A 23,080-nucleotide genomic window follows, 5' to 3' on the forward strand; every position below is an offset into this window, starting at 1 on the left:
CGATTTCAGATTGAATTTGATCAATTCCAGCACAAAGACATGTTGTCCCGCAAATAATACACACCATTTTGCGAAAATTCGAACTATTTTCAAATAAAATACTCACTCTTTGAATGACAAGTAGTTCATCATAAGAAAACAACACCAGTAAAACTACTTTACCCGAACTGATTGATCGCCATGTGGGCAAAAAGATTCCCCGTTCCCGAGTTCGACCGTCATGCGTTGAAAGATCTTGATTGGGAAACACCGCAAATCGCCGATCAGCTGAATGAAGAATCCTACGGTGCAGCCGCGTTGGCTGCAGACCCGGCAATCTGTGATAAATTCCATTTTCAGGGCGAGCACGTGCTGATCGTAGCCTGTACGCTTCCTGACCAACCTGTAAGAGTCAGTGGAAATTCTTTCGCCTGGCCGATCCAGCGAGTTGTCATGTTTGATTCACTGAATGCAGACGAATGCAATGTCGTCGCTGACTGGAAGACGCCGCGGCCTATGAATACAAGGTTTGGACCGGATGGCGGCATCACAGTCACTGCAGGAAAACTGTATATTCTGATCGGACATCAATTCGCAGATCACTGGGTGGGCAGTCGGGTGATGCTCGACAATGAGTGGTCCGGAGACTGCGAATCCGGTTTTCGAATTCTATCGTCCTGCGAAGCCGAAATTAACGACTTTCACGATGCGGTTGTTTATTTCGAGTGGGACAAATCCTGATTCCAATCCTATATCGGTGTTGTCCCGTTGATGCATTCAAATATTCCAGCCCTGGCGCGGTTGCTGCATGGTTATTCAGTCGAAACAACTCCTGGCAGCGCCGCTAAGATTCCTGACTATCGATTAATTCTCTCACCCGGAACCGAAGTCTACGTAACCACGTTGCCCGGGTCAACAATAGACGACACGATGACCGTGTGTGAACGTCTGAAGAAGGAAGGTTTTGTTCCTGTTCCGCATATCGTAGCCCGTCAGATTCCCGATGCCAAAAAGCTCTATGATGGACTGGCTCGATTCCGGGACAACTGCGACGGCAACCATGTGCTGACCATCGCTGGTGGCGCAGCCAAAGGAGTTGGTGAATTTGACAGTTCAATGCAACTTCTTGAAACCGGACTGTTCGACAAGTTGGGAATTCACACCATTGGCGTCGCCGGTCATCCCGAAGGGTCGCCAGACATATCCGATCAGCAAATCGAGTCGGCATTGCAGTGGAAACAGGCATTCTCGCTCAGAACAGATGCCAGCATGTATATTGTCTCCCAGTTCTGTTTCGAGGCGAAACCGATCATCGAGTGGGAAGCGAGACTGACCGCAGCCGGTATAGACCTGCCTCTTCACGTCGGCATCCCCGGCGTTGCAACCATCGGCACCCTGCTCAAGCATGCGGCTGCCTGCGGAATCGGCAATTCGATGCTCTATCTCAGGAAACAGGCTCGAAATGCCTCCAAGATGCTCACCAGCCTAAAGCCGGAGCCTTTATTGAACGACCTGGCCGAATACCAAAAAAAGAACCCGGCCTCCAAGATCGAAAAACTGCACATCTACCCGCTGGGCGGATTGAGAAAATCTGTCGAATGGATCAATCGAATTGAGCAAGAGATCGTAGATTACAAAAATATTAATGCGGCATAGAGCCGATTTGGAAGTCAGTACAAAATCTGATCACTTTGTTCACTGATTTTCGTTAAAACAACGAATCCTTCGATGCCCATGTTCAAATCCAAAATAATATATTTGTGATATATTTAGATAAATCATAGTAATGAACTTTGTCTGCGGAAGCACACAGACCATAAGCCTGGCCGCTACAGAGCCTAAATTGGATTCTGTTTTGCGTATCCAGGGTTACAAGAACCCCGAAGGGGTGAGGCGAGTTATCCGGGATTTGGCGGCGATAGCCGTGGAGGCATTTGTTGAAAACGCCACACCCGAAGTGAGTTACCGGGTAGCGAAGATTGAATGTGTTGACTCAACGGGGTTACGGCTCGAGTCCGGTGTATATCTGGAAAATCCGATATTCGGGCAGTATTTGGCTGAAGCCACCCAAGTGGTTGTGTTCGCCTTGACGGTCGGTGAGCGAATTGATCAGCAGACTATTGAATGGATGAATCAGGAGAAATTGGTTGAGGCACTGTTTCTTGAATCTGCGGCTTGGCTTGGAGTCGAGGACGTGACCAAGCAGTTCGTAGTTTTACTGCGTAAATGGGCAACTGAGCAAAACATGCGAATTTCCCGACGACTTGGCCCAGGCTATTCGTATCCGGTGAACGGGCAGCAGATTCAGTGGGATCTATATGATCAGCATCCGCTATTTCAAATGTTTTCAGATACCAAAATCGCAGTGAAACTTCTGGAAAGTTCGGCCATGCTGCCAAAAATGTCCAGGTCGGGAATGTTTGGACTGATTCCGAGACAACCGCTGCAAGCATGAGAATAATAAATGAAGTCGACAAATGCCGGTCTTTTAATCATCGGTGAAAACTTCAACGCCACGAGGAAAATCAAGGCTTCCAGTCCGCGTGTAACCCGCGAGGACGAAAAATGGTTTGTCTCGTATGTCCAGCTGAATGGCTCTCCTGCCCGGTTGGATGTCACCGCGTGCATGCCGGAAGATCCCAATGAACAGATGCTGTTCGCAATCCCGCATATTGCACAAGCCTGTCGCCAGAAGGATATGGACTACATCGCATGGGCAATCAAGTCGCAGGAGGCGAACGGCGCTCACATCATCGATCTGTGCGTCGATGAGATGTCGGTCTACCCGGAAGAGCGGTACGAGTGGATGAAATGGCTCGTCAGGACAGCACAATCCCTGACATCGTCTGTCGTGTCGATTGACTCATCTGATTCCAACACGATTTATGCCGGATTGGAAGCCCACGACGGCTCCATCAGCAGACCCGCCATCAACTCATTCAATCTGGAAGATGGCCGCCAGGTTCTGGTTGACATGGCGCGCGAAAAAAACGCCATCCTGTTTGCCAATGCCAGTGGAAACCGCGGCATGCCGCAAAACGCTGAGGAGCGGGTCAACAATCTGGAGCAATGCATGAATATGATGGATGACGGCGGGATTGCCATGGAGGACCGCTTCCTCGACCCGCTGGTCTTTCCCATCGGCGCGGGTCCGGATTTTGGCAATCATTATCTTGATGCGGTGAGCACCCTGAGAAAACGTTATCCGTCAGTCCATATTTTCGGCGGCCATAGCAATGTGTCGTTCGGACTGCCTCAGCGAAAGATTCTCAATCACGCCTTCGTGACGCTTTCGATTCTGTCCGGATGTGACTCGTTGATGATCGATCCCATCATGAACCCGGTCAAACCGTTCAACGATTTCCTCTTCGCCGCCAATTCACTGACCGCGAAGGACGAGTTTTCCGTGAAGTATCTCAGATACATCCGCGGCCTGAGCAAACCGGCGAATAAGGTTCGTCGCAAACCCGCAACTGTGAGCTCATGACTGGGACTCCCGCGATCATCCGATAGACAAGCACAACAATTCATTCAATCGAATATCAGGACTGCCAAAATGAAAGAACTACTGCCACGTGAGCGCTTTGCCCGAGCCGTACGACACGAGAAAGTGGACCGGGTTCCTTTACTGTACCGCATGAAGAGCGAAGCGAAGGAGAAAATAGCGCGCATCTACGGCGTGACCAAGACCGGAACTGGCATGAAACACAATCCGGAACTTGAACTGCGATTGGGCAACGACGCAATCATCTATCAAATTGGGATCAACGCACAATTCTCCCATCGGCCGATCAAAATCGGCGAATCCTGGTTTAACCATTTTGGAGTCGGATACGGAAAAAGCGGACTCCAAGGACGAACAGAGGAAGAACATATGGAATTCACGCAGACGCAAGAGTTCTGGGGGCCGGCAAAAGTCGTACCTGAAAACTTCCCGAACCATCATCCAATCACTTCAATGGAAGATCTCAAGAACTACACCTGGCCTGACCCGGCTGATCCAGAACTGATCGATCCCATCAAGAGTCTGCTCGACGAATATCAGAAAGACTACTACATCATCGTCGACCTGTCCTCCACCCTGATCGAAGCAGCCTATGCTCATGTGGTCGGGGCACAGAATTTCTTCCTCATGATGTTCGATCAGCCGGAACTGATCGCCGGAGTACTGGACGGTCTGACTGAATATTACACGCAACTCGGGAAGAACGTGATTGATTTGGGAATCGACATGATCCGGGTCGGGGACGACATCGGTGCACAGCAGTCAATGATGATCTCGCCTGCCCAGTGGCGTGAATTGGCAAAACCGAGATTCGACTACATGTTCAAGGAATTCCGCAAGTCAAACAAAGATATACATATCAAACTGCATTCGTGCGGAGATTACTCGCCGATCATCGGAGACATGATTGAACTCGGCGTCGACCTGTCGGGACTGATGCAGCCCACAGGCGGTAACAAGAATCAGAAAGAACTCAAGCAGAAGTTTGGAAACGACATCGCATTTATCGGCGGCTTCGACGTACAGCGACTGCTGCCGCGGGGACAGGTCGAGGCGGTCCGAAACGGTGTATGCGAGGTGATGAAAAACCTGGCCAGTGGCGGAGGCTATATTTTCTCACCCTCACACTATATTCTCGCTGACGTACCGATCCAGAACATCTTCACAATGCTCGAAGCACAACGTGACTTCGGTACCTATGGAAGATATCCGCTTAACTGAACCGGGCAGATTGACAGATGTTTAATGAAGTTGAAATAACCGATCCGGAACTTCAGATTCCTCAAGGATGGGAGTCCCGGGCACCGGAAAACTGGGAATGGGAATCGCTCTGGGAAGCGGTCGAGTATGGCGATCATGTTTACACCGACTCCAGGGTGAAGGAAGCCATTGAGGCGGACATCAACCCAAGAGTAATTCTGGATGATGGGTTGTTTCCGGGGTTCAACTTACAAGCCGACCGTTTCAGCGCCCAAGTCATATTCATTCCGGAAATGCTGATTACCGCTCGGGCGATGAAAGCGGGTCTGGCACTGATTCGGCCGCTCCTCGCAGCCAATGCGGAAAAGCCGGTCGGCACTTTTGTAATCGGAACAGTACTCGGCGATATGCACGATATCGGACAGTCAATCGTGACGATCATGCTAGAAAACGCAGGTTTCAATGTCATCAATCTGGGTACCGACGTTCATCCTGATCGATTTATTCAGACTGCCCGTGAGGAAAGTGCTGATCTAGTTGGATTCTCCGCATTACTTTCCACAACCGTCTACTACCAAAAGGTAACCATCGAAGAGTTTCAGAATGCCGGCGATCGCGATAAAGTGAAAATTCTGATTGGCGGCGCTCCGACCACTCCGGATTGGGCAGAAGAATGTGGCGCCGATGGCTGGGGCAAGGACGCTGTCGACGCTGTGCGTCTGGCACTCGAGTTGATGGAACAGCCGCGCTTCGCGTGGAATGCAGATGCTGGATAAGATTTCAGTCACTTTCAACAACTCCGACAATAATACGCAACGAACGGTTCAAGCTGAACGCGACCTGACCATCCTTGATGCCGCTCGGGCGGCTGGAGTCGAAATTGACGCGACTTGCGGATCCAGAGGACGGTGCAGAAGTTGCCGGGTCAAGATTCTGAAGGGCGATACCCCGCCGCCGACCGTTCAGGACACGATCCAACTGGGACACGACGAGGTTCAGGAAGGTTTCCGACTATCCTGCCAAACCAGGATGCTCGGCGACACGATCATCCTTCCGATGCCGCCCAAAGCAGAAGAAGGCCACCAGATTCTCGAGTCCGCGGGCTCAGGTGCCGACAACGCACACCTTCAACTTGACTGCGGCATAGCCAAGACACTCGTCAAGGCCAATGCCCCGGTGGAGGAACATCACCAGACTTCAGACGTCGAGGAGATTGTAGCCGCCATGTCCGGTCTCACCGACGAGTCAGTTCCCTTGGATGTGATCCGAGAAATACCACAAATGCTACGCAAGGAACGCGGGAACATTACAGTCGCCACATTCAATGGAAAAATTATCGACGTTGAGGCGGGAGACACCACCGACCATGTTTACGGCATGGCATTCGACATCGGTACAACGAGCGTGGTCGGCACACTGTTGGACCTGCACACTGGCGAACAACTCGCCTCCGCCGGCGGTGTCAATGCCCAATCCGTCTATGGCGGTGACCTCATGTCGCGCATCGCCTATGCCCAGTTTGATCAGAGCAAGCTGTCGACGCTGCGTGCAAAAATCCTCAATCAGGTCAACAAATACGTCCGTCAATGCAGTCGTGAGGCGAAAATCGACCCTCGGCACATCTACAAGATTGTCGTGGTGGGAAACACCTGTATGCATCACATCTTCCTTGGCATCGATGTCTCTTATGTCGGACTTGCGCCCTATGCGCCGGTCGTCCGAGACAACGTCACATTTCCAGCATCTGATCTGCCGCTGAAAGGCGCACCGAATGCCCAGATCTGTATGTTGCCGATCATCGCAGGATTTGTCGGAGCCGATACGGTGGGCTGTATCCTTTCCACCCGAATCTACGAGAGTGATGAAATTCGCGCACTGGTTGATATTGGAACGAACGGCGAAGTCGTCATGGGATCAAGGGAGCGACTGACCGCGTGTTCCGCTCCGGCAGGACCCGCACTTGAGGGAGCACAGATTCGAGATGGAATGCGCGGGGCGATGGGAGCGATCGAAAAAGTCGAAATCAGTGATGATTTTGAATGTTCAGTCATCGGTGATGTTCCGGCAATCGGTATCTGTGGTTCAGGACTGATCGATGCCGCCGCCAAAATGATTGAAAGCAAGGTCATGGATTGCAACGGAAAGATGCGCAAGCATGACCTTGAATGTTTGCCCGAGAAGATTCGCTGCAGACTGGCCAGAGGAAGTAATCAATCGTTTGAGTTCGTGCTGGTTTGGGAAGACGATTCCGGAAGGAACCAGAACATCGCGGTCACTCAGGCAGATGTGAGGCAATTGCAGCTGGCGAAGAGCGCCATCTATTCCGGAATCCGTATGCTTCAGTCGGTCATGCATGTGTCGGATGACGAGATCACCGAACTGATGCTATGCGGCGGCTTCGGAAATTACGTCAATATCGAGAGCGCAAAAACCATCAGATTGTTACCGGACCTCAGACACGAGCATATTTCCTACATCGGAAACGCAGCCTTGCTTGGTGCCCAGATGGCCTTGCTGTCAGAGACTGAACGCCTTAACGCCTCTGAAATCATAAAACAGATAGAGCATGTCGCTCTCGCCGCAAGACCGGATTTTCAGGATATATTTATTGATTCAATGGCATTCAAGGGTGACTCCTTCACCCCGCCCAAATCCAGCAGCCGCAAACGAAAACAAGGCCGATCAAGACAAACGATATAATATAATTTGCGTTTCTTAATTGAAAACAAACAGTTTTGTCGAACATCCCTCAAATTTACCTGCTCTTCGGATTCCTCGGCGCTGGCAAGACAACGCTGGTGAGAAACCTGTTGGACTCCGCCGATTTGGATATACCGACAGCCGTTATCGTTAACGAATTCGGTTCCGTGGGAATCGACGGTGAGATCTTACAGGGCAAGTCTATCGATACAATCGAACTTGCATCCGGATGTATCTGCTGTACACTCAGAGGATCTTTACTCAATGCCATCGAAGAGTTGGCGCATGACAAAGGCGCTAGACGCATCGTCGTCGAAGCAACCGGTGTGGCAGACCCTGAAGACATGCTGGACGACCTTGAAGACCCATCCATCAGGGTCAAGTTTGACGTCGCACCGATCGTAACTGTCGTCGATTCCGCTAATTTTGAAAAAATTCGCTCGATGCTCGGCGAGTTTTACGAATCGCAAGTGATTAATGCCGATATTGTCATCTTGAACAAAATCGACCTGGGCACGACCGAAGGACTTGAAAGCGTAGCTCGTGAGGTGAAGTCACTGAACGATCAGGCCGAAATCAGATTTGCTGAACATTGCGATATCGAATCCAGTCTGATTTTTTCTGAGCGGACAACGGCGCAATTCGCACAGTACGATGCTCACGAACACTCGCATCATCACGAGCACAATCACGATCATGCACACATTCATGCTCACGATCATGCTCACGAATCAATGACTTCGCTCGTTTTCCAACCTCGCAGAGACCTGTCAAAGTATGAATTCGAGCGATTTTGCGGCGAATTGCCCGATAGGGTCTGGCGAATGAAAGGATATATGCTGTTGGACGAGCAACCGGTGTTGATACACTATAGCGCTGGCAGTCTTGACATTACCGATTCGCAGTCCCGGGATAATTATCGAATGGTGGTGATCGGCGAGGAACTTGACGAGTGCCAATTGGAGCTTGGATTAGGCCGGACGATCGCAGCCGCGGTCGCCTAACTTCATTCGACGAAGCCAAACGTACGGGATTCACATTACACAAAGAGCGGGATTATGAACTGACACTGCAATATTCAAAATTCGTTAGTTTCCCAGATTAACAACAACCTAAAATTAAAATGAACACCTCAACCCAGGCATCGTTGGCCAGCAAAGCCTACGATCAATTGGTGACTCAGATTACAAGATTGCACTTGCAGCCCGGTTCGGTACTTGCTGAAAAGTCGCTGGTTGATACTCTCAATATCGGCCGCACACCGGTTCGCGAAGCGCTCCAGAGATTGGCGATCGAAGGACTGGTGGTCCACAGACTCAATCGTGGAATGTTCGTTTCAGAAATCACCTACTCGAACATCCAGGAAGTCTATGAATTCAGGAGTCTGATTGATGCAAGAGCCTGTCGATTGGCGGCGATACGGGCCAGCGAAGATCAGAAGGCTGAGTTGATGAAAATTCATAAGTCTCTCGCCGATGCCACGCAGCGGGACGACATTGATGCATATGTTGAACTCGACAGGGAATACTATCGTGTTCTGTGCGCTGCCTGCGGCAACTCTTTCGTGGCGGAGACCATACCGAAGATATTCAATCTTCACCTGCGGTTATGGTTTTACCTCTCCAAAAAGTTGGGTTCCTGGCATTCCATCGCTGAGGCTCATGAGGTGATGACTCAGGAGGTATCGGAGGCAATCTATGACTGCGACCCGGACCGTGCTGAAATCGCCATGTTGAACTACATCTCCCAACGCCAGCACGACCTGCGAAAAATATTCTAACCTGGATCAGGCTGTCGCAATCTGCAGCTTCAGCCATACTGCAGGTGCCTTGTGTCGCACCACAACCGGGTGACTGATGCGGTCAGATCTGCTGTGTCAACGACTGATACTGACAAGATCTCGCACAATCCTGAGCGCGTGTTTCTTTTCTTTTTTCGATTCAGACACGACCGAAAGCGGATTGCGAAATGACAGTCGGATACGCTTGGAAGTGCCTGATTATCGTTTGCAAGACTCACGCATTTCACTTAAAATAAGCCGCATTCGATGGCTTATTCACGCCGGCGTACCGCCTAGAGGAGAGAGATCCCATCATGCTGACAAGCAACCCCTTTTACGAAATCGCTTCATTCATTCCACCTGCAGCAATGAAGACGTTTGTAGTCGTTATGGTCATCTTCGTTTTGGTGGGCACGATCTTCGACGTCATCCATAAGCAGAGCGCAAGATATTTCTTTGAAAACATGAGGAAATCCAAATCTGACAGCACTCGCGATGTCGGCGGAGGAGAAAAGGCCAGGATCGCCTGCACAACTGCGGTCCATGACGTTCTCGCATCTGGCGAATTTTGCAATCCCAGACGTCGAATTGCTCACCTTCTGACCATGTATGGCTTCATTATTTTCCTGTTGGCCACCGCCATCATGATTTTTGGTTACAGTGAGTCCAGTACAGCGACCCCGACGGTGTATCCGTTACTATGGCACCTCGGAGCATTCATGGTTTGTGCAGGCGGGTATTGGTTCTGGTTCTTCATTCGTGCAGATGTCGCTGCCGAAGGCCTTTCACGGTTTCGATTCATGCCTGCAGACCTTTTTGTGGTTTCCCTGCTGGCGTCTACAACATCCGCCCTGATCTGGTCGTTCTTTCTGAGCATTGAGGCCGGGTTTCTGGCGTCGCTGTTTTTCCTGCTTTTTATCGTCTCCACCGTCGTCCTGTTTGGTGGGGTACCGTGGTCCAAGTTTGCCCACATGTTTTTCAAGCCGGCCGCAGCATTTCAAAAACGTCTGGCGGACGCTGACGGATCGAGAAGCAATCTTCCGCCGCCAGTCGATACACCTGCCAAGTTCGGCCTCGGCATAAAGAGAGACATGCCACACCACTATTGAGCGCAACCGTGATTTCGCAGCCGATCAGGCTCAAATTACCTATTGATTGATCCAACAAACTGACGAGCGAAAACTATGCCGACATTTGTATATATGACCCGTTGTGATGGCTGTGGCCACTGTGTCGACATCTGTCCATCTGACATCATGCACATTGACAAGACCTACCGACGGGCTGTCAACATCGAACCGAATATGTGCTGGGAGTGCTACTCGTGTGTGAAAGCATGTCCCCAGAACGCCATCGATTGCCGGGGTTACGCCGATTTTGCACCACTCGGACACAGTGTCCGGGTGTTGAGAGAAGAGGAGAAAGGAACAATTTCCTGGCGTATCAAGTTTCGAGACGGTCGGGAGAAGAACTTCGTTTCTCCGATCACTACTGAGCCATGGGGTGAGAAAATCCCGCGACTCGCGGATCTTGAGGTGCCGACACAAGAAGCCCTTGAGTCACAGTTGCTGTGCTACGAGCCGAACGCCCTGAATATTGAGACGGGATTGCCCACCATCGACAAGGATAAATTCAAGCAAGGAGTCTACTATTGATGAAAGTGAAAACGAAATATGTAGACTGCGACATTCTGGTTGTCGGCGGCGGTATGGGCGGCACCGGTGCGGCTTATGAAGCTCGCTACTGGGGTCGGGACCTCAAGATCGTCGTAGCGGAAAAGGCCAATATCGATCGCTCTGGCGCTGTAGCTCAGGGTTTATATGCCATCAACTGCTATATGGGAATGCAATGGGATGAGAATCAACCCGAAGATCACGTACGTTACGCACGCAATGACCTGATGGGAATGGTCAGGGAAGACCTTGCCTACGATATGGCACGACACGTCGACTCGACCGTACACAAGTTCGAGGAGTGGGGATTGCCGCTGATGCGCGACCCTGAAACCGGTCGCTATCAGCGCGAGGGCAAGTGGCAGATCATGATACACGGTGAGAGCTACAAGCCAATTGTGGCTGAGGCGGCCCGCAAGTCCGCGGACGAAATCTACAACCGCATCATGGTAACCCACCTTTTATCTGACGAAAGCCAACCGAACAGAATCGGCGGAGCGGTGGGATTCAACGTGCGTACAGGTGACTATTATGTGTTCCGCGCCAAGGCTGTGATCGTAGGCGCTGGGGGTGCATCTCATATCTTCAAGCCGCGCTCTGTCGGTGAGGGAATGGGGAGGACCTGGTATGCTCCATGGAGCTCAGCTTCCGCCTATGCCTTGCCAATCATGGTCGGTGCGAAAATGACCCAGATGGAAAATCGCATCGTGTTGTGCCGGTTCAAGGACGGGTATGGTCCTGTCGGCGCTTATTTCCTGCACCTTAAAACCTACACCCAGAACGCATACGGCGAGGAATACGAATCCAAGTGGTATGAACATACCAAACAACTTGTCGGTGAGTATATCGACCATCACCCGACTCCGACATGTCTCAGAAATCACGCTTTTATTGAGGAAATGAAGGCGGGGCGAGGCCCGATTCACATGGTCACCAAAGAAGCGTTTCAAGATCCGCACAAGGAAGTCATCGGTTGGGAGAATTTTCTGGGAATGACAGTCGGACAAGCGGTAGTCTGGGCTTCCCAGGATATCGATCCGAAGTACATCAATCCGGAACTGACCACTTCAGAGCCTTACGTCATGGGATCTCATGCAACCTGTTCAGGTGCATGGGCCAGCGGACCGGAAGATGTCTCGCCGGAAGAATATTATTGGGGCTACAACCGAATGATGACTGTTGATGGACTGTTTGGTGCCGGTGATGCACTCGGTGGTACCGCACATGCGTTCTCCTCCGGATCCTTCACGGAAGGCCGGCTGGCAGCCAAGGCGGCAGTGAGATACATTCGCGATCATGCCAACGATCAGATAAAGATTTCGGAAAAACAGTACAACGACCTGAAATCCATTATTTACAAGCCTCTTGAGAACTTTTCTGTCGGGCGTAACGAAATAGTCGGAGGTACGGTTTCTCCCAGCTATATCCTGCCAATCCATGGATTGCAGCGACTGGAAAAGATTATGGATGAATATGCGGGCGGTATCAGCAATAACTACATGACCAACGAGCCGATGTTGCTGCGCGGGCTGCATCTGCTCCATACCCTGCAGGAAGATCTCAATCACATCGGTGCCGAAGACCTGCACCAATTGCAACGAGCCTGGGAACTGGCACATCGCGTCATCGCTTCCGAGTCTGTGGTCAGGCACACCCTGTTCCGTGAGGAGACCCGTTGGCCCGGGTACTACTATCGCGGGGACTTCATGAAGCTGGATGATGACAACTGGCATGCGCTGACCCTGTCCCGACGAGATCCCCAATCGGGTGAGTGGACGATGGAAAAAGCCCCGGTTTACCACATCGTAGATTGAATTCAATTTGGAGAGTACCGAGTCCATTCGTGCTGATGTTATCATCGGACGATTCAACACCGTGGTCTCAGTATCTGCAAATCGAGTGATTGATTCGGCGATAACCGAATCCTGACGGCTGTTGTGAACGAGGTGAACGCGCCCGACCTCACTGTAAATCAATCGATTGCCGCGAGAGTGCTGATGTCATGCAGGTAATGGATACGGCGATTCGTGCCTGCATCAGTCCGGATGTCCATCCCTCCCGGATAACTGGAATTCTACGAAACGCAACTGCTCGGCTTTCGGCAGCAGGCGATATCCTTGACCTGATCTCCAGCAATCCGGCAACAGAAAACACACTCGCGAAAGCGGCCCAAACACAGAAACAAGCTCTGGAAAATGGTGAATTCGTGTCTCTGCGCGAATTCGCATCGCAACTGACCACGTTGGAGCAACTCGCGGCGACGGACCAGCCGCATACGCGAGCAGCGGTAATCGAGTGCCAGGCACTGATCGCCGCATCAATGCAGAACCACCAATCGGCAGCGGAACTTTGCCGGTACGGTTCGGAAATTGCCGATCTGGAATACGCTCAAAAATGGTGTCTTTTGCATCTGCAGGCAATTCTTCTGGCGGAGCACGGCCAGCTATTCGAAGACGACACGTCACTTCAAGCGGCGATCGAATTGCTGAAAACCACAATCTTGCCGTTGGCGGAAGAATCCGCAGACTCACAAAACATGGCAAGAAGCCATTCCACATTGGGAAACGTTCTAGGCATGATCGGACAACGTCGCAGGGGGACCCGCCATCTTGAGGAAGCCATCAAGGCATTTGAAGAGGCGTTGGATCAAATCAGTCCCGACATCGCTCCGGCGATGTGGGCAGGCGTACAGAACAGTCTGGGGAATGCACTGGGCTCGTTGGGGCAACGTTCGTCAGACGACAACCTGCTGAGGCAATCGATTGAAGCTTTCGAACAAGCGCTTACCCGGCAAAGTGAATCGTCATGCGCCAGCGACTGGGCATCCACAATGAATAATCTGGCAGCTGTGCAGCAGTCACTTGGCTGTAGCCAGAACGACGCCAAAGTACTGAAACAGTCGGTCGAATCCTATAAAGCGGTACTTCGGGTATGGACGCGAGCCGACATGCCTCTGGATTGGGCGACCACTATGGACAATCTCGGCACCGCACTTCGTAATCTAGGCGAGCATCGTCGAGGTCCTGGCACACTGAAACAGGCAGTGGCAGCATATAGGAGTGCGCTCGCAGAGCGTCAGCGAGAATTGGTACCCGACGATTGGGCGAAGACTCAAAACAACCTCGGAGCGGCACTGCAGAAGCTTGCGCAGCGGGAAGAAAGTTCCGAGATCATGCAAAGAGCCACCGAATCTTACGAACAATCCCTGGCTGAATGGACTCGTGAGAAAACACCTCTCACCTGGGCGTTCACAATCGCGAATCTGGGCGTCGCGCGGCGCGAAGTCGCACAGATGACGGGGGATATCGAAACCGCTGACAAGGCTGTGGAAGAGATTGGTGCCGCGGTCGATTTCTTTCGCGGTGCCAGTCACGCGCAGTACACGGAACTCGGGGAAGAGCAGCTTTCCAAGGCCCGTATGCTACTGGCGACACTGGTTGCAGAAAAAGACTCCGGAGCCGCGGGAGGCAACACATCTGCGGTCGACGACGTGAACACCGCATGATTCCACCTCAATGTGGCAGCGCTTTACTTTTCCAGTCACCCGAAGCGCTTGAATCGACGGCATCTTGGCCTTGGAGTTTTTCTCTCAGTGCGCTTGCGGTATGGGAACGCTTTGACCGAAGCACGCGAGAGAGTCTGCCTTGGGTGACGACTCGGCCACCAAAGTCCCCGCCTTCCGGCCCCAAGTCAATGATCCAGTCGGCTTCCGCAATAATGTCCAGATTGTGCTCGATGATCACAACCGTGTTCCCGGCATCGACCAATGAATGAATGACTGTGATCAGTTTAGCGACATCTGCGGTATGGAGCCCGACTGTCGGCTCATCAAGTATATACAAGGTATTGATTCGGTGGGTTTTTCCTTTGGCTTGTCTGGCACCTCCCTTTGGCAGAGCCTTTGACAGCTCGGAGACAAGTTTTATCCGCTGGGCCTCCCCGCCACTCAAAGTGGGACTCTGTTGTCCCAGAGTGAGATAACCCAATCCTACATCGACTAGCAAGCCAAACACGCGGGAAAGTGGTGGTATTGGAGCGAAAAACTCTTGCGCCTCTTCCATGCTCATGTTGAGAACGTCCGCAATTGACTTGTCCCGATAGCGAACCGCAAGCGTTTCAGAATTGAATCTGCCTCCTGAACAACTCTCACACCTCATGCGAACATCCGGCAAGAAATTCATTTCAATTTTCTTCAGCCCCTGTCCCCCGCAGTCCTCACATCTGCCACCCTCGACATTGAATGAGAACCTGCTCGCCTCGTAACCGCGAAGTCTCGCTTCAGCAGTATCGGAGAACAGCTTGCGTATCGTCTGCCAGACATTGACGTAGGTTGCCGGACATGATCGCGGCGTTTTCCCGATCGGGGTTTGATCAACCTCCAATACCCTGCCGACACGGTCCGACCCGGTTATCCCGTCGCATCCATCCCAGGCACGCCCATCCGTGGTCCTCGACTGTCGCGATAACAATGCAGCCAGGTTTGGGTACAGTACATCACGAACCAATGTACTCTTTCCGCTCCCGCTCACTCCGGTTACGCAGACCAGCGACTCAAGTGGGATTGATACGTTGATCTTTTTCAGATTGTTCCTGACTGCACCGGTAATCCGAATCGCAGATTTCTGATCAGGCACAGGTCTGGATCTGCCCATAGGATGCTCAAGTGGATTGCGGAGCATATTGCCGGTAATCGAATTGAAATTCTGCATGATCTGTGGCAACGATCCCGTCGCAACCACCGAGCCACCCCGAATGCCACCTCCGGGCCCCAAGTCAATAATGTGATCGGCACAGGTAATCGTTTCCTCATCGTGCTCAACCACGACTATCGTATTGCCCTTGTCTCTCAACGACTTCAATGCTGCAAGTAAACGCTTGTTGTCTCGCGAATGCAAACCGATTGTGGGTTCATCCAGCACATAGCAGGCTCCACACAGACTGGACCCAAGTTGTGCCGCAAGTCGTATCCGTTGCGCTTCGCCCCCACTCAGTGTTGGAGCTGAACGACTGAGTGCCAGATAGGAAAGGCCGACAGACTCCAGAAACTCCAATCTGGAATTGAGTTCCGAGAGAATATCAGCGGCAGCGTAGCTCTGTCTTTCGGACAAATCCAACTTCGCCAGCAGCAAACGAGCCGCGGATATGGAAAGTTCACAGATCTGATCGATTGTCTTGCCCTTGAACTTGACAGCCAGGGCGACGCGATTCAAACGCTTGCCCAGACATGTACTGCAAGCATCGTCGGTAGTGTCCTGCTCCGGAACCAACTCATCGTCCATATCGCAGTCCTGAAGTTCCAGCCCTGTTCCAAGACATGTATGACACCACCCCTGTCTCGAGTTATAGGAAAATAGTCTCGGGTCAAGTTCCTCGAAAGATCGCGCACAGCGGCTGCACGAACGTTGAGTCGAGTATGTTTTCAGTTCCTGTGTCTGTACTCCGGGCACCGGTGGTGTTGCAGCGATCCGAAAATGTCCATCGTTCACGTTCAATGCGTCTGTGATGGCAGCGCGCAGTTTCCGACTGTCTGAATCCGAAACTTTCACAGTGCTGATGGGCATGTCGATGTCATGCTCGCGATATCGGTCTAGACGTGGCCATTGGTCTGTCGGTAACAGTTCACCGTCGACAAGAAGATGTGAGACACCTTTTCGATTCGCCCATTTTGCGAGGTCTGTGTAGTAACCTTTTCTGGATACAACCAAAGGGGCAAGTACACTGATTCGACTCCCGCGATACCGCGACTGAATCTGCTGAATGATTGTCTCCACCGATTGGGATTCAACCGCAACGTCGCAATCAGGGCAATACTGAGTTCCAAATCGAACGAACAGCAGTCTGATGTAGTGATAGACCTCAGTCAGAGTCGCCACCGTACTTCTACGCCCACCGCGACTGGTCCGCTGTTCGATGGCAACAGTCGGCGGAATTCCCGTGACCGCATCAAAGTCCGCTCTGGTAGCTGGCTGTACAAATTGCCTCGCGTAGGCGTTGATTGTCTCCAGATACCTTTTCTGCCCTTCCGCAAAGAGAATATCAAATGCAACCGTACTCTTGCCACTGCCACTGAGTCCGGTTATGACTGTCATTGCGTTGTATGGAATCGACAGGCTGATTTCCTTCAGATTTCGCTCACGGGCGTTGCGAACGGCAATTTCGCGTTGCGCAAGTCTTTTGGATTCAGTGCTGCGCAATGCGACTGTCGAGGAGTGTGCGTCATGTCGCGTAAAGTGATCCCGCAGCGCGATTTCGGTTGGCGTCTTCCCCCTTTCGGCCAAATCCCGAGGGGTACCCTCGGCAACCAGCTGGCCACCGCAATCACCACCTTCAGGCCCAAGATCAATGACCCAGTCGGCGCATGAAATCAAATCAAGATTGTGCTCAATCACAATGACCGAGTTGCCCCCGTCAATCAATTTTCTCAACGAAGTGACAAGTCTCGAAACATCCTTGAAATGCAACCCGGTTGTCGGCTCGTCAAAAAGGAACAGTATGTGTCCCAGGTTTCGAATTCGGCGACTGCTCTTGGCCACATGGGCCGCCAGCTTAAGCCTCTGAGCCTCGCCACCACTCAAGGTGGGGATGGGTTGACCGAGCTTGAGGTATTCCAGACCTACATCCACCAATGGCGACAGGGCATTGCATATTTTCCGACTGTCCCTGAAAAACTGCACTGCCTCAGCAACGGTCATCTCCATGATCTCGACGATCGACTTGGGCGTCACCTGGGAATCCGGGCTGATCCGCACATCACATATTTCAGAACGGAATCGAGCACCATTACAGTCCGGACAGCGAAGGTAAACATCACTGAGGAACTGCATCTCGATATGCTCAAAACCGGTACCACGACAGGTCGGACAACGCCCGAGATCAGAGTTGAAACTGAAGTTCCCGGCTGTGTAGCCTCTGCTGATCGCCAGCGGCTCCTGTGCCAATAACTCCCGAATGGCAGTCAGCGCTCCCACATAACTCACCGGATTTGAGCGGGTGGTCTTGCCGATCTGGGCTTGCGACACCATCACAACGTCCGTCAGCTGATCAATTCCCCTCAACTCGTCAAAATCCCCCGGTACCGGAGTCGATTTCCCTTGACCTCGAAGCATTCCTCGAAACAAGACCTCTTCGACCAGGGTCGATTTGCCCGAACCGCTGACACCTGTCACACAAACCATTGTGTTGAGTGGAATTGCAACATCAATGCTCTTGAGATTGTGTTGCCGCGCACCCTTGATCAGTATTTCCTGACTCGATTGCGGTGATGCCGACATCATTCCGGTCGGCAGATAGTCGCCATTGACCAAGCACCTCGCGGTGACAGAATCGCGGCTTTCCATCAACTCGTCGAGCGATCCGAAATGCACAACACGACCACCCTTCTCGCCGGGGCCCGGGCCGATGTCAAGTACCTGTCCGGCCGCACGGATCACCTGTTCTTCATGTTCAACCACAAGAAGGGTGTTACCTGCCTGGCGCAGACGATGAAGAACGCTCACTACCCGGCCGACATCGCGGGAATGCAAGCCAATCGTCGGTTCGTCCAAAACAAAAAGTGTATTCACCAATGTCGTTCCGAGCGCAGTCGTAAGGTTTATTCTCTGAACCTCTCCACCGCTGAGTGTCCGCGACTGACGATTCAAGCTCAGATATCCCAGTCCGACATCATGCAGATACTGCAAGCGGGCGCGGATCTCATCGAGCAGCATGTTCGCAGTCTCGTCCACGGCAGCCGAAAACTCAACTCGGTGGAAGAAGTCAAGGCATGATGCAATCGGAAGCGATACCAGTTCATGAATCGACAACCCCGGCATGCCCGCAAACTGATCCTCCGTCATGGTGTGATTCGGATGCCTGATTCTTCTGACTTGCCGCTGGATTTCTGGATGATTCCCAACCCGCCAGTTCAATGCATCCAGCTTGAGTTGGGCACCGCAGCAATCCGGGCACTCCGTATAGATTCGGTATTTCGAGAGGAAAACACGGACATGCATATTACGTCTGCGCCGTTCCAGCCAGCGGAAAAACTTCTTCACCCCGTACCACTTGCCGCTATACCAGCCGCCCTCTCCTTCCATTACCCACTCGCGCTCATTCTCACTCAAGTTCTTCCAGGGCACATCAAGGGGAATGCCACTTGACTCGGCGAAACGAAGAATATCGCGGTAACTTTCACTGTAGACCGGTGAACGGAAAACCTTGACGGCACCCTGACGCAACGTCAGCGAATGATCCGGAATCACCTGCTCGTAGTCGATACCCATAATGCGCCCAAATCCGCGGCAAGTCTCGCAGGCACCAACCGGAGAATTGAAGGAAAACAGATTTGAAACCGGTTCATTGAAATTAAGGTTGCAATTTGTGCAGCGCAGACTGCTCGAATACTCATGCATCCTTCCTGCACCTTGTCGCTCCTTGTCCAATCGCTGCACGTAAAAAGTTCCCGCACCTGCACTCAATGCCGATTCGATTGATTCAAAAAACCGAGAGCGATTTTCTTCCACGCATTGCAGTCGATCCTGAACGACCAATACAACCCTGCCCGTCCGACTGGCAATTCGCGTGTATCCTTGGCGTGCGAGATGCTCGGCGGCGTATTCGGTCGACAGTTCCTCTGGTATATTGATGGGAAACAGAATCTGGACAAATTGTGAGTTGCGACGCGATGTGGTCCACTCGGACATGATCTTATCGACGATCTGCTCGGGACTTAGTCGGCTGATCGCAGCCCCACAGCCATTGCAATGCAATGATGCCACCCTTGAATACAACAACTTGAGATGATCGTTGAGTTCGGTCATCGTGCCCACGGTCGAACGCGTGGACCGAACAGGATTGACCTGGTCGATAGCCACCGCCGGTGGCACACCGTCAATTGACTCGACCCGCGGTCGGTCCATTCGATCCAGGAATTGGCGAGCGTAGGGAGAGAATGTCTCGACATACCGCCTCTGGCCTTCTGCATAGATCGTGTCAAAGGCCAATGAGGACTTGCCGGAACCACTCACACCGGTGATCACGGTCAGTTCCTTGAGCGGAATATCGAGGTCGATGTCCTTTAGATTGTTCTGTTTGGCACCACGAACTTTCAGATAGCCGGTACCATTACCGGAACGATGTCGGGTGCGTTGACTCACCGGACGGAAGACCTGCCACTCAGCAGATCGGTTCGAAGATGCGGGAAGCAGCGATGCTTGCGGTACGACAACAAGACCTGATCCTCATCGCGCGCAATGTCAGTCAGTCTTCGCCAGACGCTTCAAAAGTTGCTGAATTTCCGGAGGTGACATCATCGCTTTCGGATTCAGAGGCAACTCCGGGAATGTCGGGTGCGTCCGGAACAACGTCCGCATTCTGGGCGCGGTGTCTGAGTGCCATATCCATGAGTACAAGTGCCATCATCGCCTCGGCAATTGGTGCAGCTCGCAATCCGACGCAGGGGTCATGCCGACCGCTGACGGAAACCTCCACATTCTCACCGGCGCGGTTGACCGTGGTTCCCGGAATGAGAATGCTTGAGGTTGGCTTGAATGCGACTGAAACCACAATCGGCTGTCCAGTGGAGATTCCACCGGCGATGCCTCCGGCATTATTGGAGCGAAACCCCGCCGTTGTCATCTCGTCCCGGTATTCGGACCCGGTCATGGACACGCTGGAAAATCCGGCACCGATCTCCACGCCCTTGACCGCATTGATGCCCATCATGGCAGACGCTATTTCGGCATCAAGGCGTGCGTAGAGCGGCTCGCCCCAACCTGTTGGAACTCCATCGGCCTCAACCAGAATACAGGCACCCACCGAATTGCCTTGGCGGCGAAGTTGATCGACATACTTCTCCAGTTGCGGAACCTGCGTCTGACATGGCCAGAAAAATGGATTCGTCTCCACATCGCTCCAGTCATGTGATTCCGGTTGGATTGTCCCAATTGCCGATACACAGCCCCGTATGGTCGTACCGTATCGTTCCTGCAGATATTTTCTCGCAATCGCGCCTGCCGCGACTCGTAACGCAGTTTCCCGGGCTGAGGACCGTCCGCCACCGCGATGGTCGCGTATCCCGTATTTTCGCGCGTAGGTGTAATCCGCGTGCCCGGGACGATATCGGTCCATTATTTTCGAGTAATCCCGGGATCGCTGCTCAGTATTGTGGATAATCAGGCCGATCGGGGTCCCTGTAGTCCTGTTTTCAAAAACCCCGGACAGAATCTGAACCTGGTCAGGTTCCCGTCTCTGACTGGTGAACTTTGAAGTGCCTGGCTTGCGACGATCAAGTTCCAGCTGAATGTCGGATTCGCTCAGTTCCATTCCCGGCGGACAGCCATCTACGATACATCCGATCGCAGGTCCATGACTCTCCCCGAAAGTCGTCAGTGTGAATAGCGTACCGAATGAGTTGCCGGACATCAGTTCCACCCCCTGAAAAACTCAGAATTTCTCGTGCGAGATTGCAATCTGATCGGGTTTTTTCAGGTTACAGGCAGGGTTACCCCGACCTGCCCCTGATATTTGCCATCACGATCCTTATACGACGTTTCGCAGGGATCATCCGTCTCAAAGAAAATAACCTGGGCTACTCCTTCGTTTGCGTAGATTTTCGCCGGCAGGGGCGTCGTGTTGGAAAATTCAAGTGTGGCATACCCCTCCCACTCCGGTTCAAATGGTGTGACATTGACAATCACACCGCAACGGGCATAAGTTGACTTTCCGAGACAGACAGTCAACACGGAACGGGGAATTCTGAAATATTCCACTGTACGGGCAAGTGCGAACGAATTTGGCGGAATGATACAGACGTCAGATTCAATATCCACGAAACTATCTTGCGAAAAGTGCTTTGGGTCAACGACTGCCGTATTGATGTTGGTAAAAATCTTGAATTCACTTGAACATCGGATGTCATAGCCATAACTCGAGGTTCCAAATGAAATAACCCGGTTTCCATCAACGTTGCTGACCTGATCCGGCACATAAGGTTCAATCATCCCGTGCTCGGTCGCCATCTGGCGGATCCACTTGTCCGACTTGATCGACAAAACAACTATCCGATGTTCAGGTATTTTGAATTACGATTGATGGAAAATCACTCGTAAAGTCTTTTTTCTTCGCTGAGAGACGGGCTGCCATGGTTCGCGCGATCTGTTGATACTGACTGGCAATCTCACCATCGGGGTCACTCACCACAGTCGGCTTTCCACCGTCCGCATCACTGCGTATCCGGCCATCCAGGGGGACACCGCCCAGATAACTGATTCCGTAATCACTCGCCATGCGTTCACCGCCGCCCTGACCGAATATATGCTCCTGATGGCCACATTGACTGCAGATGTGCACACTCATGTTCTCAACAATGCCAAGCACTTCAATCTTGACTTTCTCAAACATACGATAGGCTTTGCGGGCATCAAGCAGCGCAATGTCCTGAGGCGTAGTGACGATGACCGCGCCGCTCACGGGGACGCGCTGTGCCAACGTCAGTTGCGTGTCGCCGGTTCCCGGCGGCAGGTCAATGATCAGATAGTCCAACTCGTCCCAAGCTGTCTGTTTCAGCAACTGCTCAAGCGCCTGTGTCACCATGGGTCCGCGCCAGATCATGGGGCTTTCCTCATCGATCAGGAATCCAATTGACATCGCCTGAAGGTGATAGCTGTAGACCGGCTGCATCATTTTGCCGTCCTTGCTCTGTGCCTTGCCGGTGACACCCAGCATTCGCGGCTGGCTCGGGCCATAGATGTCGGCATCCAGAATTCCAACCCGGGCACCTTCCGCGGACAGTGCCAGTGCAAGGTTCACCGATACAGTCGACTTGCCGACACCGCCTTTGCCCGATCCCACCGCAATCATGTTCTTGATACCGGAGATCGGCGAGACGCCATCCTGTACTGCATGAGAGAAAACTTTGGAATTGAATGCTACATCAACTTGCAAATCTGCGGAAATTCCGGCAATTTCATTCTTGATCGCCGCTCCCAATGACTCGTGCCAGCTCTTTGCGGGATAACCCAGTGCCACATCGACGTGCACCGTACCTTTCTCAACCGATATGCCCTTGATTTTCTTATCTGCAATCAAAGAAGTCCCGGTATGCGGGTCATTGATCTTTGACAGTACTGATTCAACATCAGCTTTGGTAGTCGTGTGCATATAACGTCAATTCTGGCAAGGCAATACGAATTCTGAACCGACAGCCGAAATTTATTGCTGCCTCACGCTAGTGTTTGAATATACAATAATATTCGCTGAATCCGG

Annotated in this window: 17 protein-coding genes; 13 read left to right on the plus strand and 4 right to left on the minus strand. The window is 52.1% G+C overall.

Annotated features, from left to right (window positions below):
- Positions 1 to 180 precede the first annotated feature (180 nt).
- The 13 genes from OXI60_09980 to OXI60_10040 all read left to right on the plus strand — a co-directional run bounded on the left by OXI60_09980 (position 181) and on the right by OXI60_10040 (position 14,342).
- Positions 181 to 720 carry a hypothetical protein gene (locus OXI60_09980; protein MDE0310144.1) on the plus strand — a complete coding sequence of 180 codons (540 nt, stop codon included), beginning with the start codon at positions 181 to 183 and terminating at the stop codon, positions 718 to 720.
- 30 nt (positions 721 to 750) lie between these two features.
- The gene (locus tag OXI60_09985) at positions 751 to 1,635 is read left to right on the plus strand and encodes a methylenetetrahydrofolate reductase (protein MDE0310145.1); all 885 of its coding nucleotides are present in this window, start codon (positions 751 to 753) and stop codon (positions 1,633 to 1,635) included.
- A gap of 130 nt (positions 1,636 to 1,765) precedes the next feature.
- The gene (locus OXI60_09990) at positions 1,766 to 2,434 is read left to right on the plus strand and encodes a hypothetical protein (GenBank protein MDE0310146.1); all 669 of its coding nucleotides are present in this window, start codon (positions 1,766 to 1,768) and stop codon (positions 2,432 to 2,434) included.
- A 9-nt stretch (positions 2,435 to 2,443) separates the two neighbouring features.
- Positions 2,444 to 3,466 carry a dihydropteroate synthase gene (locus tag OXI60_09995; protein ID MDE0310147.1) on the plus strand — a complete coding sequence of 341 codons (1,023 nt, stop codon included), beginning with the start codon at positions 2,444 to 2,446 and terminating at the stop codon, positions 3,464 to 3,466.
- Between the two features lie 69 nt (positions 3,467 to 3,535).
- Positions 3,536 to 4,705, plus strand: coding sequence for a hypothetical protein (locus tag OXI60_10000; GenBank protein ID MDE0310148.1), 1,170 nt, complete (start codon positions 3,536 to 3,538; stop codon positions 4,703 to 4,705).
- Positions 4,706 to 4,722: 17 nt separating this feature from the next.
- The gene (locus OXI60_10005; protein ID MDE0310149.1) at positions 4,723 to 5,460 is read left to right on the plus strand and encodes a corrinoid protein; all 738 of its coding nucleotides are present in this window, start codon (positions 4,723 to 4,725) and stop codon (positions 5,458 to 5,460) included.
- Entirely contained in the window at positions 5,450 to 7,384 is a 1,935-nt protein-coding gene (locus OXI60_10010) for an ASKHA domain-containing protein (GenBank protein ID MDE0310150.1), read from the plus strand. The genes OXI60_10005 and OXI60_10010 overlap by 11 nt, the downstream gene beginning before the upstream one ends.
- A gap of 35 nt (positions 7,385 to 7,419) precedes the next feature.
- Complete coding sequence (locus OXI60_10015; protein ID MDE0310151.1) at positions 7,420 to 8,388, plus strand: GTP-binding protein; 969 nt, start codon at positions 7,420 to 7,422, stop codon at positions 8,386 to 8,388.
- Positions 8,389 to 8,507: 119 nt separating this feature from the next.
- Positions 8,508 to 9,164 (plus strand): GntR family transcriptional regulator, encoded by a 657-nt coding sequence (locus tag OXI60_10020; GenBank protein ID MDE0310152.1) that lies wholly within the window; start codon positions 8,508 to 8,510, stop codon positions 9,162 to 9,164.
- Between the two features lie 314 nt (positions 9,165 to 9,478).
- Positions 9,479 to 10,273, plus strand: a complete 795-nt coding sequence (locus OXI60_10025; GenBank protein MDE0310153.1) for a hypothetical protein — start codon at positions 9,479 to 9,481, stop codon at positions 10,271 to 10,273.
- 75 nt (positions 10,274 to 10,348) lie between these two features.
- Positions 10,349 to 10,819, plus strand: a complete 471-nt coding sequence (gene aprB / locus OXI60_10030; GenBank protein MDE0310154.1) for an adenylyl-sulfate reductase subunit beta — start codon at positions 10,349 to 10,351, stop codon at positions 10,817 to 10,819.
- Positions 10,819 to 12,651, plus strand: coding sequence for an adenylyl-sulfate reductase subunit alpha (aprA, locus tag OXI60_10035; protein MDE0310155.1), 1,833 nt, complete (start codon positions 10,819 to 10,821; stop codon positions 12,649 to 12,651). The genes aprB and aprA overlap by 1 nt, the downstream gene beginning before the upstream one ends.
- 197 nt (positions 12,652 to 12,848) lie before the next feature.
- Positions 12,849 to 14,342, plus strand: coding sequence for a tetratricopeptide repeat protein (locus tag OXI60_10040; protein MDE0310156.1), 1,494 nt, complete (start codon positions 12,849 to 12,851; stop codon positions 14,340 to 14,342).
- A 7-nt stretch (positions 14,343 to 14,349) separates the two neighbouring features.
- Here the strand turns inward: OXI60_10040 and uvrA are convergent, their stop codons facing one another.
- The 4 genes from uvrA to apbC form a co-directional block, all read right to left on the minus strand.
- A complete protein-coding gene (gene uvrA / locus OXI60_10045) occupies positions 14,350 to 19,971 on the minus strand; it encodes an excinuclease ABC subunit UvrA (GenBank protein ID MDE0310157.1) in 5,622 nt (1,873 codons plus the stop codon).
- Between the two features lie 103 nt (positions 19,972 to 20,074).
- Entirely contained in the window at positions 20,075 to 21,238 is a 1,164-nt protein-coding gene (gene aroC, locus OXI60_10050; GenBank protein ID MDE0310158.1) for a chorismate synthase, read from the minus strand.
- Between the two features lie 62 nt (positions 21,239 to 21,300).
- The gene (gene dcd / locus OXI60_10055; GenBank protein ID MDE0310159.1) at positions 21,301 to 21,867 is read right to left on the minus strand and encodes a dCTP deaminase; all 567 of its coding nucleotides are present in this window, start codon (positions 21,865 to 21,867) and stop codon (positions 21,301 to 21,303) included.
- 16 nt (positions 21,868 to 21,883) lie between these two features.
- Positions 21,884 to 22,975, minus strand: a complete 1,092-nt coding sequence (apbC, locus tag OXI60_10060; protein ID MDE0310160.1) for an iron-sulfur cluster carrier protein ApbC — start codon at positions 22,973 to 22,975, stop codon at positions 21,884 to 21,886.
- Between the last annotated feature and the right edge of the window lie 105 nt (positions 22,976 to 23,080).

The sequence above is a fragment of the Acidiferrobacterales bacterium genome (genome assembly GCA_028820695.1).
In the GTDB taxonomy this organism is placed as follows: domain Bacteria; phylum Pseudomonadota; class Gammaproteobacteria; order Arenicellales; family JAJDZL01; genus JAJDZL01.

What these genes read in the sequence shown, in the direction of transcription:
- aprA (MDE0310155.1), top strand. Translation starts at nt 10,819, where the DNA reads ATGAAAGTGAAAACGAAATATGTAGACTGCGACATTCTGGTTGTCGGC.
- OXI60_09985 (MDE0310145.1), top strand. Translation starts at nt 751, where the DNA reads ATGCATTCAAATATTCCAGCCCTGGCGCGGTTGCTGCATGGTTATTCA.
- OXI60_09980 (MDE0310144.1), top strand. Translation starts at nt 181, where the DNA reads ATGTGGGCAAAAAGATTCCCCGTTCCCGAGTTCGACCGTCATGCGTTG.
- OXI60_09995 (MDE0310147.1), top strand. Translation starts at nt 2,444, where the DNA reads ATGAAGTCGACAAATGCCGGTCTTTTAATCATCGGTGAAAACTTCAAC.
- OXI60_10020 (MDE0310152.1), top strand. Translation starts at nt 8,508, where the DNA reads ATGAACACCTCAACCCAGGCATCGTTGGCCAGCAAAGCCTACGATCAA.
- OXI60_10005 (MDE0310149.1), top strand. Translation starts at nt 4,723, where the DNA reads ATGTTTAATGAAGTTGAAATAACCGATCCGGAACTTCAGATTCCTCAA.
- OXI60_10000 (MDE0310148.1), top strand. Translation starts at nt 3,536, where the DNA reads ATGAAAGAACTACTGCCACGTGAGCGCTTTGCCCGAGCCGTACGACAC.
- aroC (MDE0310158.1), bottom strand. Translation starts at nt 21,238, where the DNA reads ATGTCCGGCAACTCATTCGGTACGCTATTCACACTGACGACTTTCGGG.
- OXI60_10040 (MDE0310156.1), top strand. Translation starts at nt 12,849, where the DNA reads ATGGATACGGCGATTCGTGCCTGCATCAGTCCGGATGTCCATCCCTCC.
- apbC (MDE0310160.1), bottom strand. Translation starts at nt 22,975, where the DNA reads ATGCACACGACTACCAAAGCTGATGTTGAATCAGTACTGTCAAAGATC.
- aprB (MDE0310154.1), top strand. Translation starts at nt 10,349, where the DNA reads ATGCCGACATTTGTATATATGACCCGTTGTGATGGCTGTGGCCACTGT.
- OXI60_10025 (MDE0310153.1), top strand. Translation starts at nt 9,479, where the DNA reads ATGCTGACAAGCAACCCCTTTTACGAAATCGCTTCATTCATTCCACCT.
- OXI60_09990 (MDE0310146.1), top strand. Translation starts at nt 1,766, where the DNA reads ATGAACTTTGTCTGCGGAAGCACACAGACCATAAGCCTGGCCGCTACA.
- OXI60_10010 (MDE0310150.1), top strand. Translation starts at nt 5,450, where the DNA reads ATGCTGGATAAGATTTCAGTCACTTTCAACAACTCCGACAATAATACG.